We start from the raw sequence: 19,029 nt of genomic DNA on the forward strand, positions 1-19,029 counted from the left end.
CTCAGAATGACTTGCGTTCAAAGCGGGTGACGCTGCTTACATATGCCATCATACTATAAGCCAGCAAAATGAAAAACGATTGCAGCAATTTGCCGTTCCCGGCTCCACTGCCCACCCATAACGCGTACCAATCCGTGTAGGCAAACGGCGACCAAATCGCAAGTGCCGGGAACAAGACCGGCAGCAGCTTCGCGGCGGCAAAAACAAGAATCATGGAGCCCAGGGCCGCGGCGCTGCTCGAGAAGAACATCGCAACCCATACGGCGATGAGACTAAGTGCCGCCATCGGAACAACGGACACCACATAGGCGATCAGGCTATCCGTCCATTCCAGCATCGATGAGGATGAGATGGTCAGCAAACCGCATATCGCGGAAGCCACTCCGGCAACGACCAAGATCGCGGCAGCAGCTGAGCCAAGCGCCAAAGCCTTGGCTGCGAACAGCTTGGCGCGGGTCACCGGACGCACCAGAGTTAATTTCATCGTTCGCGCGGCTGTTTCGCCAGGAAATAAATCGGCGGCCGAGATAAACAAATACAGGGGCAGCAGGAATCCGGTCAGCAAATTCAGGGTGATGATAGAGACCTGGCCGCCCAGCGCTGAAGATAGCCCCATCATACGGCCAAGAGATGAGATGCCCAATGTTAAAACCACAGGGACAAGGATGGCCAGCGCCAGAACCGCCTTGGTTCTTTTTCGCAGCCACAGTTTCTCCACCTCGTTTCGCCAGCTAGCCAGCAGTGCGTTCATGTACATCTTCTCCTTTCCCTGATTGAATCGCCTCCAAATAATAATCTTCTAATGTCACGTCCGGCGGCACCAATTCAAAACGGCGGCCAAAACGTATCAAGTCCCCACGGTGAAGGATTCCAACCGTAGTCACGATCGGCTCAAGATGGCTTAGCATATGGCTGGAGATCAGAAAGGCAATCCCCTCTTCACGTGCCAACCTGGCGATCGTTCCGCGAAGCTCGACCATTCCTTCGATATCCAGGCCGTTCGTCGGTTCATCAAGGATCACGAGCCGCGGCTCCGGTAGTAAGGCTGCCGCCAGCGCTAGTCGCTGCTTCATCCCTAACGAGTAGTGCTTCGCCCGTTCGTTCTGATAAGGCGCCAACCCCGTCATTTCCAATACTTCCTCGATCCGCGAAGCCGGCACATCCGGATAGTAGCGGGCGGCCTGACGAAGGTTCTGCTTCCCTGTCATATAGTCGTACGCATCCGCCGCCTCGATCACGCAACCTACTCGGGTCATTGCCTGTTCGAAGTGTGTATTCAGATCGAAGCCGAACAGCCGGATCGTGCCTTCGTCAGGTCGGCATAAACCCGTCACCGCCTTGAGCATGGTTGTTTTTCCGGCCCCGTTTTGCCCGAACAAGCCAACGATGTCCCCGGCATTGACGGTAAGACTTATCTGGCCGATTCCGCGTCCATTGCCGAAACGTTTGCTTACCCCTTGTGCCTCCAAAATCGTCTCCACATCCATCAACTCCTATCGATCCATTCTAGAAAACGATGCCGGGCCGCCTGGCCCGACACCCGGTAACTTCTTTATTATCGATGCCAACGTGATTATCGATGCCAACGTGGCATATGTTCTTGGCGCTCGATCGTTTCAACCTGCTTCCCGCTCAAGTCCACGGTATCCGGCGTTGTTTGTCCAAACCCGGATAGATCAAAGCTGGCTTTGACGACGAGTTCATGTGTTTGACCCGCCTCGTCTGTTCCCCGGACAATCATCTGTCCTTGCTGGTGTTCTACATATTGTTCCTTGTTGATCTCCGCGTCAAAACGGATATCCTCCACCTTCACGTCCTTCGTTAAAGCCGGAATATCGAAATCCGTCAGAGAAGGATGCATCGACATCATCTCGTCAGAGGGCGCTCCGGTCATGCCATGACCCATGTGCGCATTCTGGCCGCCTTCGGCCATCATCTGGTCAGCCGCTGCCATATGTCCGGCTGCGAGGGAACCTACTGCTTGCACAATTGCTGGAATTTGGCTGCCGGTTAAATGCAGCGACGTTTGTTTGCCGCCCGACGGCAGCTCCTGCACCGTAGCCAAATCCGTGATGTTGCCTATCAAAGCCTCCATCAACTGCTCTGCATGCTGCGGAGGATCAAAGTCCCCATCGTGGAACCGCTGTTCATCTTCTGCAAGTGGCAGAACCCGATAAATATCGGCATCGTCGCCGCCGACGAACACCATTTTTCCGTCTTGCTTATACGCCTGGAACGTTTGGGTTCCCGAAGCTCCAGTCACCTCGATATCCGCGCTCAGGGTGTTCTTCTCTTTGTTAAGCTTGACCTCCAGCTTCGCGTTCGCAATCGTCTTGCCGTTGTCGGTCACTACAATGCTTCCTTGGTTAGTCAAGCTTGACGCAGCATACGTCTGCTTGATCGCGGACTTGTAGGTTTCGTACCCGGACGTTCCCGCCATGGCAGACAATCCGCTGCCGAGCAGCAGGGCGGCCCCGATTCCGAACACCGCTCCACGCTTCATCCATTTTTGATTCATCTTCTTCTTCCTTTCCGTATGGTTTGGTCTTTCCTTTATTAGCTTAGCCCCCGGCTCTAAAGCGCTTCTAAACGAATTCTAAAAAAAGTATAAAAAAGCCGTCCTAAAGTCGATTTTTTCAGACTTTGGGACGGCCATTCACTTGTTGTTATTCTCAATCGGGAGTATCTCTTCGCACCGCTGCTGCAATTCGATCAATCCGGTTGGTCCAAATCCAACCGGTATACCCCGCCGGCAGACGTTTGACATCCTCCAGCGTATCGAAGCCGCTGGAGAAGTCGCTGCCGTCGCCGCCAACCACGATGACGCGCGTGTTTGCTCGTTCCATGCGGCTCAGGAATTTATCCGGCCAGCCCCACAACCAGGGCGCTATTTTCTCGGGAATATGCAGCTCTGTGTTACGGCAAGCGTCCGGGATGTAACCCGACCAGCCGGAAGCTTCATAGGAGAGCATACATTGCTTTAACGTCGCTTTAGACATGACCCGCATCTCCGGCAGCTGTTCCTTCAAGACCGCGATGGGCTGGTCACCGCCATAAATGGTCAGCAAGGCCCGCTCCTCCTTGGACAGGGTCGAAAGGTAGGCTGCCAGCTGCTTGCCTTCTTCAGGATCGTCGCTTTTGATGTGAAGCAATAAGGCTTTGCCAGGAAAATGCTCCACAACCTCGGGTAACGACGGCATCAGCCCAACGCCTTTGCCGCGGAACGGATATGTCTTGCCTTGATCGGCCGTATATCCGTACCCGATGTCCAGCATTTTCAGCTCAGCCATCGTATAGTCTTTGGTCGTTCCTTCGGCATGGGTACGGCAATCCAAGGTCCAATCGTGGAACACGGCGAACTGCCCGTCCTTGGTTGGCTTCAGATCCAGCTCCACCATATCCGCGCCTGCCGCAAACGCCGCTTCCATGGAAGGCAGCGTGTTCTCCAGATATTCGTGCTCCGGCTCGTAAATCCGCTCGGCCGTACATGTATCATTCTCAATTCCCTCCATCGGGAAGGTTTGCGCTAGCCCGCGATGGGCTAACAGCTTCGCCTCACCGCCGCGAGCGGCGATCAAATGCGGCGTATTGTTCAAGTAGACAAATGCGATAAAGACAAGCACGATCCAAAACGTTCTCGTTCTAAAGATATTTTTGAACCTACGCAAACCAATCCCCCCCGATCCTCCCCATCCAATTCTTACTCTGTCTCTAAAATATATCCGCTCCCTCGGATCGCATTGATCTGGAACGTGTCTCGACCGAATTTCTTGCGAATCCGGTAGATCAGCGTCGTTAGCTCGTCGATCGTCACATCCGGCAGCCCGTCCGGGCCAGGATTGCGGTCGTACCACACCTTCTGCTTGATGTCATGAATCGTCACCAGACGATTCGGGTGCTCATGCAGCAGTTTCAGCAGCAAATATTCTTTTTCCGACATCGAAATTTTGACCCCATCCACGACACACTCCCGTTTCTCCCAATGAATCGTAACGGGTCCCTCTATCGGCTCCGGGTGCGCCGAGCTAACGACCGGCTCAAACTCCAGCGTCTGTTCCCCAGGCGAATAGGAGAAATGCAGTACGCTCGTACCCCGTGCCAATTTCAAGATATCGTTTGTTTCAAGTACGTAAGGGGCATGCGCGATCATCCGCACCCCGTTCAGCTCCGTGCCATGACGGCTTCCCATATCGTAAGCAACTGCCCGGTCCCCTTCCTTCCGAATCAATAAATGCTTGCGGGAAATAAAAATGTTCGTAAACGCCATATCCGGAAAGTTATCCGAAGAAGTGCGACCGATTTCCGTCACATCTTGATCCAGATACAAGCAGGTTCCCGGACGAAACGGGTCGCCGCGAAGAATATAAATACAGGCAAAGGTATCCACACCTAGTCCCCTCCATTTTATCATCCATCATCATCTTATCTTAAGGGACGGGCGAAGAATATGGCAACCGCAGTGATATTATCCTCACAGCTGGCTGATAGAACCACTCGTTTTTCAACCCGCGTTTTTCTGTTATCATAAGAGGAGAACAAAAGGCGAACACTTGACGAACGGAAATGAACGAGAGAGGAATCAGTCCATGAGCTTTCAATTAACGCAGCGCGTCATCAAATTGTTATGCGGCCGGATCTCTTACGAGCGCGGAGAAGCCTATTACCGAACCGGTAAAGTTACCTTTCTCCGAATGGACCACAGCTCCCGCGTTTATGAAGCGGCGGTGTCCGGGACCGGTCACTATCATGTCGCGCTGCAGATCGATCAACATGGCGACGTGCATGCGGAATGTAATTGCCCCGCCTTCTACTCCTATAACAACTATTGCAAACATATCGCCGCCGTCTTGCTGGGAATTCATGACATGCTGCAAGGCGGCAAGGCACCTGTTCGTCCTTCCCCCTCATTACAGCATGAGGACTGGACGCAGGGCGACGACCTGAATTTCGCGGGGGACACTTGGAACGGATCTCTAAGCGAGCTGCAGAAGAAACAACCCGGCGACATCCCCTCCCGTGATATCTGGATCGCACGCGACATGATGCGTCTGTTCGAAGAGAACGCTCAGCCTCCGCTGCGGACCGGCTTGAGATTCGATCAGCGAACGCCGCTGGAAGCGGAATTTACGCTCCGTCCGTTGCCGTACGGATACCGCAAATATCTGTTTGGACTGGAGTTAAAGATCGGCGAGAGACGGCTTTATATCGTCAAGAACATTCGGGATTTCCTCGATAAACTCTCACGACGTGAGCCGTACAGCTTCTCCAAGCATTTTAACTACGACCCGGAACGTTACGCCTTCAAACCGGAGGATGAAGCGATCCTGCAGAAACTGGCGGAAATCCAGCGAAATGAACAAATGTACCAGGAGAGCTTAGGGGGCTACACGGCCAAATCTTACGGGCACTCCGATCGTTTGCTGCCGGTACCTCCATTTTTTTGGGACGGGTTATTGCCTCTGCTGACCCTGGCACCGCTCGTACAGCTGGAACAGGACGGTCAAATTTGGCCGGGCCTTACGGTAACAAACGAACCGCTGCCATTAAGCTTTGATCTCGGTCAGGCTGGGGATGAGAGTTATCAATTTTCCGCTCAGGGCCTCGACGACGTGACAGTGATGGATGCCTACGGTGTCATTCTGTCGGAAGGCAAGCTGATCCGGCGGCCACCCGCGCAAACTCGGCGGCTTGCCGAGATGAAGCACATGCTCGCCACCGCACGCAAGCAACACATCTTGATTTCTCCCGACCAAATCGAGCCGTTTGTTGAACGGGTGTTGCCTGGACTGCTTAAGCTGGGGACCGTAAATGTCGAAGACAAGGTAGCCAGCCGGATGGTGCGAACCCAACTCAAAGCCCGCTTGTATCTTGACCGGGTCAAGGATCGGCTGCTGGCCGGCTTGGAATTTCAATATGGAGATGTTGTGTTTAACCCCTTGGAAGAGCATGGTCCTAAGAGAGGGACCGATTTGATTCTCCTGCGCGACAGTGAACGAGAGCGGCAAATTCTGGACTTGCTGGAGTCCGGTTTGTTTGCGAAGACGGAAAGCGCCTATTTCCTCGACGATGAGGAAGCGGAATACGAGTTCCTGTACCATGTCATGCCAGAGCTTGAGAAGCTGGCGGAAATCTATGCCACCTCCGCCGTGAAGACGCGACTCATTTCTGACCTCCGCCCGCCGAAAATCTCTGTAGAGGTGGACGAGCGTACGGATTGGCTCGAGTTCCGATTCAGCATGACCGGGATCGGCGAATCCGAAATCCGCGGCCTGCTGGAGGCGCTGGAGGAGAAACGTCGCTATTACCGGATGCCCAACGGGGCGCTGATGCCATTGGAAAGCGAAGAATTCCAAGATATCGTCCGTTTCCTGAACGAGTTTGGCTTGCGTCAAAGCGAGATCCACGGACCGGAGTTCCGGCTGCCGGTTCTCCGGGGATTGCATATCCGGGACGAGCATGGACAAGGCAGTCCAGTGAAGCTCGGCAAGGCCTACCGAGAGCTGCTGCATAACTTGCAGCAACCCGGGAATCTGGACTTCCCGGTGCCGCCGCAGCTCTCCGAAGTGCTGCGCGATTACCAAGTCCACGGCTATCAATGGCTAAAGACGTTAGCCCACTATTGCTTTGGCGGCATTCTCGCCGACGACATGGGACTTGGGAAGACGCTGCAAAGCATCGCCTTCCTCGTCTCCGTATTACCGGAAATCGCCGAATCCGGACAGCCGGCACTGGTCGTCTCCCCGGCTTCACTCATATATAACTGGCGAAACGAACTCACGAAATTTGCCCCGGACATTAAGGCGGTCATCGCCGATGGGAGCAAAGCCGAACGGGTGCGGACGCTGCGCGAGGCGTCGCAGGCCGACGTGATCATCACCTCCTACCCGCTGCTGCGCCGCGATATCGAGCAATTTGCCGAGTTGTCGTTCCATACGTTGATCCTGGACGAAGCCCAAAGCTTCAAAAATTACGCCAGCCAAACGGCCCAAGCGGTGAAGAGCTTGCAGGCGAAATACCGTTTCGCCTTAACCGGCACTCCGGTGGAGAACTCGCTGGAGGAGCTATGGTCCATTTTCAGCGCGGTGTTTCCCGATTTATTCCCGAGCCGACAAGCGTTTAACGATCTGTCCCGGGAGACGGTGGCGAAGCGAATTCGCCCCTTCCTCTTACGGCGGTTGAAAATCGACGTGCTCAAGGAGCTTCCGGAGAAAATCGAGTCCCTCCAGGCGTCCGAGCTGCTCCCGGAACAAAAGAAGTTGTACCTTGCCTATTTGGCCAAGCTGCAGCAGGAGACACTCAAGCATTTGGACGAGGACACTTTCGGTCAAAACCGCATTCGCATTCTAGCCGGATTAACCCGGCTGCGGCAGCTTTGCTGTCACCCGTCGCTGTTCGTTGACGGCTATGACGGCGGTTCGGCGAAGTTTGATCAACTGATGGAAATGATTGAGGAATGCCAGAGTGCCGGCAAACGTGTGTTGATCTTCTCCCAATTTACGGAGATGCTTGGGCTTATCGGCCGTGAGCTGGGTTATCGGGGGTTGCCTTTCTTCTATCTCGACGGAAAGACCCCGGCGGCCGAACGGGTGGAGCTCTGCAACCGATATAACGACGGTGAGCGCGACATGTTCCTCATCTCGCTGAAGGCCGGCGGCACCGGCTTGAATCTGACCGGTGCGGATACTGTCATTCTCTATGATTTATGGTGGAACCCCGCCGTCGAGCAACAAGCCGCTGACCGGGCCCATCGGATCGGGCAGAAGAAGATCGTTCAGGTCATCCGTCTGGTCGCGCAAGGCACCGTGGAGGACAAAATGTACGAGCTGCAGCAAAAGAAAAAAAACCTCGTTGAAGAGGTGCTGAAGCCTGGGCAGGAAACGTTATCCGCCCTCACTGAGCAGGAAATTCGCGAAATTCTGATGATATAGTTTACGACGCAAATAAGGGTTCGAGACCGCCAAACTGAAATGGCGGACTCGAACCCTCTTATTTTTACTGCCCCGTAATCTCGAACTCGTAAAGCGAATAGCCGTACGGTGTCCCCCGTTCGATGCCGTACATGCGAACATACCTCGCCGCCTGCGGAGCCAGCGGAATCTCGTCGAGTCCTCCGTTCCCGCTTGCGGTCGAATACACCTCTTGCCAATGCTCTGGAGATCCGCTGTCGGTGGAGATTTCGATCTTATATCGCTTGGCGTATGCTACCTCCCAGCGCAATTTGACCCCGGTGATTTGCTGTACCGATCCTAAATCCACGTAAATCCATTCGGGATCATTGCCCTCCCGGCTGGCCCATCTCGTGATTTGGTTACCGTCCAGCGCTTTGCCCGCCTCAAACCCAACGCCTTCGTCCGTGCTGGAGACGGCTGATTTGTTTAGCGCCAAATTTGGCGCTTCCGGCACCGGTGAGCCGCTAGGTTTCCACCAGTTGCCCGTCAGGAACAGTAGATTCAACAGATTGTAGCTATCGCTAAAGTAATCCTCTTTCTTGTTCTTCATCCAATCCCAGCCGGCATTCACCCACGCCTGGTTAGCCGGATTCGCGGTTCCCGCTGAGATCAAAGGTGAGACGAACACCGCGGTGGCATAATCGCCGAAGGCCGTGCCGTCCAGCTTATATCCGTTTTTGATGTTTGCCGGTGATCCGCCGGTTTTGCCTTTGATCCAGCCCGCCATTTTATCAGCTAGTGTTTTCGCCCGCGGGTCTCCATAAAATGCATAATCCATGACGATGCGTAGCGGAACCCGGCTGGCGTTATAGGAATATTGATTCGTTTCTTTGAATTCGTCCAAATACCACTCCGGCGCCGGCTTCGGCGGATTCCCAACCACAAAATCGGAAATGAGTCCCGTATTCGGCGAATAACTTGCCGTAAACTGCTGGTACACCTCGTATAGATTATCGATGACACGAATCCAAGTCTCATCTCCGGTCACCTCGTAGAAGGCTCGCAGATGACTGAACATCCAATCGGATGGGCGCGTATTTAGCGCGTCCTTGCCGTCCCAATCGCCTATATTCAGACGGTACCCCGTCGTTACGTAGCTGGCTTTGATGCCGTCGGTGATCATTTTCTTCGCTTCCTGCAGATAGTTTACGGACCCGCCCGATCCCCATTGGTTATGCGCCAAAATCAGCGAGTAGGCAATATCGAGGTCGCCGTCGGTGGCCGAGCCAAAATGTCCTTGGGCCGCTTTGCTGTCAGCCACAACCCAGCCCATCAGGTTCGGGTTGCCGCTGCTCTTAAACGCGCGGGCCGTTTGGAACAACCCGTCATAAATCGCCCGGGCGTTTGGATCATATCCGGCCATCAGCACGGTGATAATCATGCCGTAACCTTGGCTTTCCGAGGAGCCCAGTGCCGTAAAACCATCGGGATCGCCGGTGATATTCCCCTTCACGTAATTACCGCCAGGCAAGGAAGCCAAATTACTCTCGAGATAAGTCGATTTCCAATAATCATAGTAGGCTGTAACCGCCTGATTCATCGCGGCTTGAGTCACGTGGCTGGGCTTCAAGACGCCCGGATAGCTGACCTGCTGCGGGAAAGGTTTCAGTTCGCCGACGGCGGAAGCCGGTGAAGCCGGACCTATCGCCCCTACTGAGACCGTAACAAACAGGCATAACAACAAAAGACAAACCTTTTGGAGCATCATCTCATTCCTCCTCTAATCGAAAGTGCAAACCTTCATCTTTCGTTAAGCGTCTTCGGAATTGCTTATCATGAAGCAGCAAGGATGTCTTATTTGTATTTTATTACAAATCACTACGATAATAAACCGGACGGCCCCTCCCGAAACAGGATGTTTGTAAATGCAGCGATCGGGATACCCTAATGAAGGTACTAACCACCCTAGCAGACCGACATAAGGAGGATCAACATGGAACATCAAAATGGACAAACCCGCGATGAGGCCGAGCTGCGTAACAAGCTAGATCAGCAAGGCGATTCGTTAGCCGAGAAGAAGAAAATGAAGAACGGCGTGGATATCGAACCGGAAGCGGATGAATGGGTAGCCAAACCGGTACCGTTCACCGACACGGATTCCGCGAAATAATCGGCACTTCCACGAAGCTGTCCGCAGGGCCCGCATGGGTCCTGCTTATTTATGCCTGAATTCGCCCCCAGGGAACAGGATAATAAGCTTGGCAGGCGAATATCTTTGTATCAGTAGCAAAAATGGATCAAGGAGCGTGGAATGATGGAAGCGTTTGCGAAGGACCTGCTGAAGGAGAAAACAATCCTGGTAACCGGCGGCGGCACAGGACTGGGCCGGGCTATGGCGGAACGGTTCCTGCAGCTTGGGGCCAAGGTTACCATCTGCGGACGTCGCGAGGAGGTATTGCGCAGTGCGGCGGAGGAAATGATGGAAGGCAGCAGCGGCGAGGTGCTCGCGTTGCCCTGCGACGTACGCGATCCCGAACAGGTACGCGCCTGTGTCGACGCGGTATGGCGGCATTTCGGGAGCATCGACGTGCTGGTCAACAACGCAGCCGGCAATTTCATCAGCCCAACCGAACGTTTGTCGCCACGAGCTGTTGATGCGGTGCTGGGCATTGTGTTACACGGCACGTTTTACATGACATTGGAAGTTGGGAAACGTTGGATTGAACAGGACCACTCCGGGACGATGCTGAATATCGCTACCACCTACGCATCAACCGGTTCGGGTTACGTCGTTCCCTCTGCAGCTGCCAAAGCCGGTGTGTTAGCCCTGACCCGATCGCTGGCCGTCGAATGGGCACCCTACGGTATTCGCCAGGTCGCGATAGCTCCCGGTCCGTTTCCGACCGAAGGAGCCTGGTCCCGCCTGTCCCCTACGCCGGAGCTTGAAGCAAAGATGTTGGGACGCATTCCTCTAGGCCGGACCGGACGCCCTGAGGAGTTGGCGGACCTAGCCGCCTTCCTTATATCGGACGCCGCAGCCTATATTAATGGTGAGGTCATCACCATAGACGGCGGCGAATGGTTGCGGGGCGCTGGCCAGTTCAACGATCTTGCCGAGGTCACCGAGGAGGCATGGAACCGTCTCTCCGAGCTGACACGCAAGGGGAAATAATTAGCTCCTTTTTACGAAGCGACATCAGATCCCCTTTTATTTTTGCGAACCAGCATAAGTATCATGAGGATAACCGGCAACCCTATTTGGATGATGGGGTACCATTTCAGGACGACGTCGATCCCAACCCACAAATGATGCGTAAAATTGGGGGAAATAAACGACATCCCAAAAATGGCGATCCCAAATGGGATCACCCACTTCTTATAAGGGGTGCCGGTAATTCGCGAGCCTCCCGCAACCGCGCCAATATAGAAGAGAACCAGCTTCGTCCCCAGACCGATAAACAGAACGAGCACAAACAAAATATCCATTCTTTCAAAGACCTCAACCAATTCGATGAGCTGGACGGACTGCAACAATGGAAAGGTTACCGTCTCAGCCAGTTTAGGCCCCAGAACCAGAACATTCATCTGATTAACGAGAATGAGAAATATCGCGGTTAACCCGTAGGTGACCAGAACCGCTCTGCGCATATTTTTCTGCTGATGGATCATCGGAAAGAAGACCAGAAACAACACGGTCTGTCCAAACGGGAAAGCGATGACGTCCGGAACGTTCTTCAACACCGGCAATACCCCGTTCTCCATCCCGGGCAGCATATTCTCGAAATGAATCAGACCCACGCCGGCAATCATCGATATGAGCACGAAATAACTCACGATAATAAATGGAATCATCACCAGGCAGCTTAGAAACACCACTTTGGCTCCATATCGGACGCTGTTGGCAATCACCAGTGCGGCAATCAGGATAATGATCCCAATCGGGGTTCGATTTAATAGCACATACGAGGCGAGTTCACCTAAATCTCTCAGGTTGCGCGAAGCCTCATAGGCGAAATACGCCGCAAAAATACTACCAAAAAACATACCGGCGACCTTGCCGAAGTAGGTTAGGCATAATTCGTACAAATCCCGTTTCGGGTCGAGGCGGTGAATGAACAGATGCATCAAGAGCAGCAGCAATCCAGCCAACGCCGCGACGAGCATCACCAACCAAGCATCCTGCTTGGCTTCGGCCCCGATCTGGAACAAGGTGGTGCTACCGACTTCAAACAACGCAAAGCTGGCGATAAACTCCGGCAGCCGACTCTTAGCAAAATTCATGAAGTTTACCCTCTTTCCTACGGATCATTCTTGCCTGTTGTCTTGATTCAGCAAGGTGTCGAATGATTTCTTGGTTAAGCCGGGACGCTGCAACTTCACTTTGACCTGGACCTCCAACTCAATTTGCGCTAACTCTTCGCTCCAGTTGTTTTGCAGCCTCTTCCATGCTTTCGGATCTTTGCGGTGAATTTTATCGGCGAATCCGGGTAAATCAGCCCGAAGCTTTCGACTCGCTTCCCATCCCGTTTCGATGGAATAAACGATCTCCGACGCGATCGCCTTTTCAATGCCTTCAATGCTGTTTGGCTTGGATAAATCCTCTTGACAAGTATATTCCATCAGTAGATCCCCGCTCGCTTCAGTTTCCACGTGCATATGATAATGTTCTCCTGCTCGTACCGGCGTCACCTTGGTTTTGGCGCTGGTAATCCGAACCGTTCCGTCTTTTTTCTTGGTGTGAGCGCCTGAGCAAGAGAACGAAAGCGTACTGCCTTTGACCTGGTTTGTTAACCACGAAATGCCATAACTTTCGTTCCGGTTAAGATAACCGATCAATTTGTCTTTATGGAAGACACCTAATCGTTCAACCTTCATCTTCACGGGCGGCGATGTAGTTTTGTTCACGTCAAGAGACTCCAGCACTTTCTGGTCACCGGGGGTAACAATAATCTCAGGCACTCCGACCGTCTGGGCATCTGATACCAGCTTCTGGGCCATTCGAAAGACATTAACGATCGGGAAATAAGAAGAGAAGCTATTTTGCTTCCGCAAAATATCGGCCAACGCCGTTCCTGGAATTTTCTCCGGCGGGACCATCTTCCGCATAATATTGCTAGCTTTCCCGTCCGTAATTGCAACGAGTACTGTCTCGCGAGCGTCAATGTTGCGAAAATAGACATCGAGAATTTGCTCGATTCCCTTCTCAGCCGCTTCCTTCCCGATTACGAGGATTTCAGTATGTCCGAAATACAAGCGGCGCGGGTTTTCCGTATAACCGCGGTCAGCAGCTTCGCGAATCGTTTTGCCTTTGGTCGAGAATACATACACGCTAGGCTGGGAGCCGCCAGAGCTTCCTCCGCCTTGGCTCGCACCGCTTGCCGACGGCACAATGACCTGGTACGTCATTTCCCAGTCTACTCCGCTGCGGTCAAAGCCGGTGGCAACGGTAATGCCCAATTCGTTTAACTCCGAACGGTTCCAGCAGCCCGCCGTCGCCAAGCACACTAGGATCGCTGCGCAACATAACAGAATACGGCGCATCTGAGCACTCTCCTACGGTTCAGATTGTCCCTCTTCCGGGCCGGAGCCTTGCCTCACTTGGTTATGGAGACTGATGAAATCAGGACGCTTATTCATTCTGGGCCATGGCATACGGATGAATACATCCTTAATGTTGGACCAATTTAGCGGTGCGACCGGCAGGAAATAAGGAACGCCAAAAGATTGAAGCGATACCAGATGCATGAGAAGAGGGATCACGCCGGACAGAATGCCATAAAGGCCAAAAGTCCCGGCTAAAAACATGAGGCCGAAACGGATTAACCGAACGGCCGCCGACATGGCAAACGTCGGGATCACAAAACTGGCAATGGCCGTAAACGACACAATGATGACCATAACGGCGGAGACGAGTCCAGCCTGAACAGCCGCTTGGCCCAGTACCAACGCACCCACGATCGAGATCGCAGGACCTACTACCCGAGGCATGCGAACGCCCGCTTCTCGAATCACCTCGAAAGTAATCTCCATCAGCATCCCCTCAAGCAACGCCGGTAGCGGCGTCCCTTCGCGCTGGGCCGCAACGCTGATCAGCATCGTGGTGGGGAGCATCTCCGGATGAAATGTCGTCACCGCAATATACAGGGAAGGGAGCAGCATCGCGACCAGAAAGGAAAACAAACGAATATTTCGCAGAAAAGAAGAAATATCGTACCTTTGGTAATAGTCTTCGCTGGATAGAAAGAACTTAAAGAACGTCACCGGACAGATCAAGGCGAAGGGAGTACCGTCAATCAGGATGGAGACCTGCCCATCCAAAAGAGACCCGGCCACCGTATCGGGACGCTCGGTATTTAAAATTGTCGGAAACGGAGTAAACGCGCGGTCCTGAATAAATTCCTCGATATACCCGCTCTCCAGAATGCTGTCGGTATCGATGGCATCCAGCCGTTTCAAGACTTCCTCCACCACGGACGTCTGGGCGATTCCTCGAATATAAGCCACGACCACCTGAGTTTGGGTATACGTGCCAATTACACGGTTTTCAAAACGCAAATCTGGCGTTCTCAGCCGTTTACGGAGCAACGATAGATTCGTTGAGATATCTTCCGTAAAGCCTTCCTTCGGCCCGCGGATCACCGTCTGGGAAGACGGCTCTTCGACGGACCGCCGCGAACCTCCAGAAATGGATACAACCCTTGCTCCTTCCACTCCGTCGACAAGAACTACCGCTGCTCCGGATAGCATCCCGGTCAGCATATCTCGTCCTGTGCTCGCCACCTTCACGCTTCCCGCGCTGATGGAATCCGCAAACCGCTCTGTCGAACGGACCTCTTCCCCTTCTTCAAGCATCGATTCAAGGTTGCCCATCAGTTCGCTTAACAATTGGGGATCAATCAAGCTGTCGATATAACTGATGACAAATGTATCGTTCGCCATTTTGCGGATGTGAATATCCGGGCTGCTCCCCAATGCTTCTTGAATCAGTACGACCGTTTCAGCGGGGGAACATCCTAATGGTCGATCAGCCGCTTCACTTAGCCCATCCACGATTCCCTCCGCTTTGTTCTTCCGCCGGATATGGGGCGGACGATTTCGGTTGACTCTTCTCATGCCGTGCCTCCGGATCTTAAGCGTAGTAATTTGTATTATGTGCTTTATCCAAATTATGTATGCGTCAGAACGATCCCGTTGATAAATACAAGAAAAAAGCCCCAGCTAAAAGCTGGAGCTTTGTACGTTGGCAACCGATGGTTTATCGTGCATGGAGCCTTCCCGCTTCGACCGTCGGGTTCGTTTCGCTATCTGTACTGCGAGATAAAACACCAGGAATAATCCCATAAATCCAGCAGAATATCGATACATTACGGCATAGTTAGTCCCGGAAGCAATAGCTCCAAGAATAACGGCGCCAACAGCGACACCCAAATCCATGGAGTTATAAAACATACTGTTGGCACTCCCGTATTGCTCTGGTTTACAGGTACGAAGCATCCAGGCTTGAATCGTTGGCTGAATCGCGCCGAAACCTAGTCCGTAAAGGAGAGCCGATACGATTAACAGTGGCAGCTTTGTCGTATAGGACAGGATGAGCATGCTTGCAATGACGCAGACCGCAGCCGGGATCAGGACGGCGGCGTGACCTTTGGCGTCAAAGATTCGGCCGGAAATCGGACGAATGAGAACCACGGTTACTGCGTTAAACAAGAAAAATAATCCGACCTGCTCCAAATGGATGAACTCGCCAAACAACGCAATAAAACTCAAGAGCCCGCTGTAGGTGATGGCTAGAATCATGTTTAGCAGAGCAGGAAACACAAGCCCACGGTTAAACGACGGACGTTGTTTCGCGTTGGTTCCTTCTCCGCCCTGCGTCGCACTAGAACGCCGCTGCTCCGTCACTTTCATCGGCCGAATTGCGGGAAGTGCTCGAGTTAGCAGCAACAATGGAAACATCAGCAGAACAGCAGTAGTTCCTATCAGCGTGAGTGTGCCAAAACCCAACTCCCGCATGACGTTCAAGCCGATCATCGGACCGATCGACATCGCCAGGCTGCTGGATAACCCGAAGTATCCGATGCCTTCCCCCATACGTTGGAGCGGAATGATCCGCGAGGCAAAGGTTGGCAGCAACGTACTACCGATACCGAAGCCGATCCCGTAGACGGCCCTTACTAGCAAAAGACCCTCTACCGATCCGGCAACACTGTTAAGCCCCGTCGCCACGGCCGCAATAATTAAACCGATGAACAATAGCACATTGGGCGATAGTTTACGCAAGAGCCCCGCCGCCAGAAAACGAGTAAGGATGGCCGACCCGGCAAACACGCTGGTCACGAGGCTAACCTGAAGATCACTGGCTGAAAACTCACTTTTTACATAAGACGAGAATGTAGACAATAACATGTGCAAATTTAAAAACAACAAAAAAGCAGAGATCGTTAATGAAATAAACGATCTCGTCCAAAGTCGTTCCGATTCAGTTTGTAAATTCGATGGTAAACTCATATCTTCTCTCTCTCCTTCTCCTTGCTCTTATTTCTCTATATCGCTGAGATGAATTTGAATCCGTTGAAGCAGCTCCATCAGCAGTTCATATTCCTCTCCGCTCATGATCCCCTTGACCTCTTCGGTTACGCTTTGTTCGATCGGCAACGTCTCTCGGATAATCTCTTTCCCTCGCTCTGTGCTGTAGACAAGAAAGGATCTGCGGTCCTGCTTCCCCGCCTGCTTAAATATGAGTCCCTTGCTCTCCAGAAGGTCGATGATTCGAGTTGTCGTCGGCTTGTCCTTCCCGGTGCGATCTGCGATCTCCTTCTGGATCAAGCCGTTCGCTCTATCGATCTGGTTCAGCACCGACCACTGCTCCGGCGTGATCTCATAACTTTTCAACCGGTGCTGAAGTAAGGCTGCGATTTTCCGGTAAGCGACACCCATGATAAATCCAACCGCCAGTTCGCTTTGCGAATGATCCGTCGTCATACCCAATTCGTCCTCTCTCATATAGTTGTCATAACAATTATATGCCGGTGAACTAATTACGTCAAATGACGACCTACCTAAAGGTGTCTATTTTCCGGTTCGGTAGGTGATTATCTTCTCCCTTTTCAAGACGAAGGAATACACTACCCTATACGAACTTGAAGGGGATATTCACTTATGAAATCTTCACGGCATCCGCGTCATATCACGAGTAAATGGAAAAAAAACGCAGTCTTAATGGAAAGCAGCAAGCTGCGGTCCTACCTCCCCGAAACACGCCGGTTCAGTAAAGAGCATCTGTTGAATATGCTGATGAAATATAAAATGGTCTACGTTAAGCCCGTGAACGGCACCTGGGGAAACGGGGTCATGCGAGTCGAGTACAAACCCCACCAGCGGCAGGGGAGTTACCAATATCAGCGGGAGAAAACCATACGTTTCTGCGGTTCGTTTGACGAGTTGTACACATCGATGTGTAAGCATAAACTTCGTGGAAGCTACCTCGTCCAGCAAGGTATCGACCTGCTCAAATACGACCAACGCCGATTTGACTTGCGCGTTATGGTCCAGCGCACCCCGCAGAAAGTCTGGACTACAACAGGGATCATCGGAAGATTAGCTCATCCGAAGAAGATCGTCACCAACTATCACAGCGAAGGAAAACTCGTAGCTGCTGAGAAGTTGCTCTCGCCGTATCTGAAGGGTTCTCGCCTCAATTCATACATGTATACGCTGCAGGATTTTGGTGAGGATATAGCCAATCACTTGAAGATCAGTTTTCCCGGGCTCCGTGAGATCGGGGTGGACGTCGCCATTGACCAGAAGCTGCGCCCCTGGATCTTGGAGGTCAACACTTCCCCAGACCCATTCATCTTCCGTAAACTGAAAGACAAGCGGCTCTTTCGTACGATCATGAAATATGCCCGGGCATATGGCAAATATAAATAAGCAAAAAACAAACGAAACCGGACGGAAGTGGCATCCTATCGATGCCTTCCGTCCGGTATTCGTTTGTTCAAGTGCCAAACTGTCTGTAGATCCCCATCAATTTACCGGCAGTTTGCTTCCAACTAAACCGCTCTACGGCATCCTTCCGCGCTTGCCTGGACAACTTACCCGCCAGCTCACGATCTCGGGCCAGCTTCACGATCCATTTGGCGTGCTCCTCTGGTCTCGTATACGCATCCACTAGGTACCCGTTAGTTCCATGCTTGACGATCTCCCCAATCCCTCCGATATGGGACGCGACGACGGGAAGCCCGGAAGCCATTGCTTCCACATTCACAAGTCCAAACGCTTCATGCTCCTGGGAAGGACAAGCAAACAGATCGGCCGAACGGAAATTACGGTGAATGGCTTGATGAGGGATTTTCCCGGCGAACTTCACCGGAACTCCCTTGGCCCGCGCCAGTCGCTTCAGTTCCTTCATGTAGCCTGGCCGGCCTCGGCCTATCACCGTCAAATCGATGGCCCGATACTCCTTCCGCGCGAGTCCCACCGCCCGGATCAGTACCGGGACGCCTTTTCGCGGAATCACTCGGCCAGCGAATAACACGCGGAACCGGCTGCCTGATTGGCTGCCCCTCCCCCCTGCAGGTCTGAACCTGCCGGTATCGACGCCTAGATGTATCTTGCGGAGTTTGCCCGCATGACGAGGGAACCGTGCGGCCAAACTCGCTTTTAGCGAATCGCTGTTGGCGATGATCAAATCCGCTTTACCTAGGCTTTCGTTTACCCGCGCCGTCGGTTTTACGAACGTTAAAGAATGCAGAAATAGGGTTACGGGAGTATGCGGAAATACGGCCTTGATTTTGGCCATGTAATGCGGACGATTATCTACTTGGATCAGATCGTAACGCCGTCCCCGGATATATCGAAGCACCGACGCGATATAACGGCTTGGGCTGCCGGTCCTCACACGAACGATCGTTAAGCTCCCCATTCGGCTAACTTGCGGCAGACCTCGGCCTGTTCTACTAATCAGGGTTACCGTGTGGTTAAGCGCCAGCTGTTTGGCGATGGCCAGCATGCTGATTTCCACCGAACCGCTGCCGGGAACCGGAATTTGCTCGGGCGCCACCAATAATAGGTTCATAGGCTCCTCCTTGCGCGTATGGCTTGCGTCTATTTACCATATGCACATTTCGAGCCGCCTGCA

The 19,029-nt window shown here is 52.9% G+C and carries 16 protein-coding genes and 1 pseudogene; 4 read left to right on the forward strand and 13 right to left on the reverse strand.

From position 1 onward, the window contains the following. Position 1: 1 nt before the first annotated feature. From M0651_RS14495 to M0651_RS14515, 5 genes are all read right to left on the reverse strand, one after another. Complete coding sequence (locus M0651_RS14495) at positions 2–751, reverse strand: DUF2705 family protein (protein WP_248552461.1); 750 nt, start codon at positions 749–751, stop codon at positions 2–4. After that, on the reverse strand, positions 732–1,481 hold the full coding sequence (locus tag M0651_RS14500) for an ABC transporter ATP-binding protein (protein WP_248552462.1): 750 nt from the start codon (positions 1,479–1,481) through the stop codon (positions 732–734). The genes M0651_RS14495 and M0651_RS14500 overlap by 20 nt, the downstream gene beginning before the upstream one ends. Before the next feature lie 92 nt (positions 1,482–1,573). Next, entirely contained in the window at positions 1,574–2,518 is a 945-nt protein-coding gene (locus M0651_RS14505) for a hypothetical protein (RefSeq protein WP_248552463.1), read from the reverse strand. Positions 2,519–2,672: 154 nt separating this feature from the next. Beyond that, positions 2,673–3,668 carry a glycerophosphodiester phosphodiesterase family protein gene (locus M0651_RS14510; protein WP_248552464.1) on the reverse strand — a complete coding sequence of 332 codons (996 nt, stop codon included), beginning with the start codon at positions 3,666–3,668 and terminating at the stop codon, positions 2,673–2,675. A 32-nt stretch (positions 3,669–3,700) separates the two neighbouring features. After that, positions 3,701–4,411, reverse strand: a complete 711-nt coding sequence (locus M0651_RS14515) for an FHA domain-containing protein (protein WP_248552465.1) — start codon at positions 4,409–4,411, stop codon at positions 3,701–3,703. Between the two features lie 175 nt (positions 4,412–4,586). On the opposite strand from M0651_RS14515, the gene M0651_RS14520 reads away from it, so the two are divergent. After that, the gene (locus M0651_RS14520) at positions 4,587–7,928 is read left to right on the forward strand and encodes a DEAD/DEAH box helicase (RefSeq protein WP_248552466.1); all 3,342 of its coding nucleotides are present in this window, start codon (positions 4,587–4,589) and stop codon (positions 7,926–7,928) included. Between the two features lie 64 nt (positions 7,929–7,992). Here the strand turns inward: M0651_RS14520 and M0651_RS14525 are convergent, their stop codons facing one another. After that, positions 7,993–8,403 carry a discoidin domain-containing protein gene (locus M0651_RS14525; protein WP_248552559.1) on the reverse strand — a complete coding sequence of 137 codons (411 nt, stop codon included), beginning with the start codon at positions 8,401–8,403 and terminating at the stop codon, positions 7,993–7,995. 12 nt (positions 8,404–8,415) lie between these two features. Continuing rightward, positions 8,416–9,573, reverse strand: a pseudogene (locus tag M0651_RS14530) (family 8 glycosyl hydrolase); the annotation flags it as partial. A gap of 309 nt (positions 9,574–9,882) precedes the next feature. On the opposite strand from M0651_RS14530, the gene M0651_RS14535 reads away from it, so the two are divergent. Both M0651_RS14535 and M0651_RS14540 read left to right on the forward strand, forming a co-directional pair. Then, positions 9,883–10,059 (forward strand): hypothetical protein, encoded by a 177-nt coding sequence (locus M0651_RS14535; RefSeq protein ID WP_248552467.1) that lies wholly within the window; start codon positions 9,883–9,885, stop codon positions 10,057–10,059. A gap of 144 nt (positions 10,060–10,203) precedes the next feature. After that, complete coding sequence (locus M0651_RS14540; protein ID WP_248552560.1) at positions 10,204–11,061, forward strand: SDR family oxidoreductase; 858 nt, start codon at positions 10,204–10,206, stop codon at positions 11,059–11,061. Positions 11,062–11,072: 11 nt separating this feature from the next. Here the strand turns inward: M0651_RS14540 and M0651_RS14545 are convergent, their stop codons facing one another. The 5 genes from M0651_RS14545 to M0651_RS14565 form a co-directional block, all read right to left on the reverse strand. Next, on the reverse strand, positions 11,073–12,170 hold the full coding sequence (locus tag M0651_RS14545; protein ID WP_248552468.1) for a GerAB/ArcD/ProY family transporter: 1,098 nt from the start codon (positions 12,168–12,170) through the stop codon (positions 11,073–11,075). Between the two features lie 24 nt (positions 12,171–12,194). After that, positions 12,195–13,430 (reverse strand): Ger(x)C family spore germination protein, encoded by a 1,236-nt coding sequence (locus M0651_RS14550; protein ID WP_248552469.1) that lies wholly within the window; start codon positions 13,428–13,430, stop codon positions 12,195–12,197. Positions 13,431–13,442: 12 nt separating this feature from the next. Further along, a complete protein-coding gene (locus M0651_RS14555) occupies positions 13,443–15,002 on the reverse strand; it encodes a spore germination protein (protein WP_248552470.1) in 1,560 nt (519 codons plus the stop codon). A gap of 105 nt (positions 15,003–15,107) precedes the next feature. Beyond that, positions 15,108–16,397 carry an MFS transporter gene (locus M0651_RS14560; RefSeq protein ID WP_248552471.1) on the reverse strand — a complete coding sequence of 430 codons (1,290 nt, stop codon included), beginning with the start codon at positions 16,395–16,397 and terminating at the stop codon, positions 15,108–15,110. A 27-nt stretch (positions 16,398–16,424) separates the two neighbouring features. After that, the gene (locus M0651_RS14565) at positions 16,425–16,871 is read right to left on the reverse strand and encodes a MarR family winged helix-turn-helix transcriptional regulator (RefSeq protein WP_248552472.1); all 447 of its coding nucleotides are present in this window, start codon (positions 16,869–16,871) and stop codon (positions 16,425–16,427) included. 177 nt (positions 16,872–17,048) lie between these two features. Here M0651_RS14565 and M0651_RS14570 point away from each other — a divergent pair, with 177 nt between their 5' ends. Beyond that, the gene (locus tag M0651_RS14570) at positions 17,049–17,819 is read left to right on the forward strand and encodes a YheC/YheD family protein (protein WP_248552473.1); all 771 of its coding nucleotides are present in this window, start codon (positions 17,049–17,051) and stop codon (positions 17,817–17,819) included. 67 nt (positions 17,820–17,886) lie between these two features. Here the strand turns inward: M0651_RS14570 and M0651_RS14575 are convergent, their stop codons facing one another. Then, positions 17,887–18,966 (reverse strand): glycosyltransferase family 4 protein, encoded by a 1,080-nt coding sequence (locus M0651_RS14575; RefSeq protein ID WP_248552474.1) that lies wholly within the window; start codon positions 18,964–18,966, stop codon positions 17,887–17,889. Positions 18,967–19,029: the final 63 nt, after the last annotated feature.

The sequence above is a fragment of the Paenibacillus mellifer genome (assembly GCF_023195895.1).
Classification (GTDB): domain Bacteria; phylum Bacillota; class Bacilli; order Paenibacillales; family Paenibacillaceae; genus Fontibacillus; species Fontibacillus mellifer.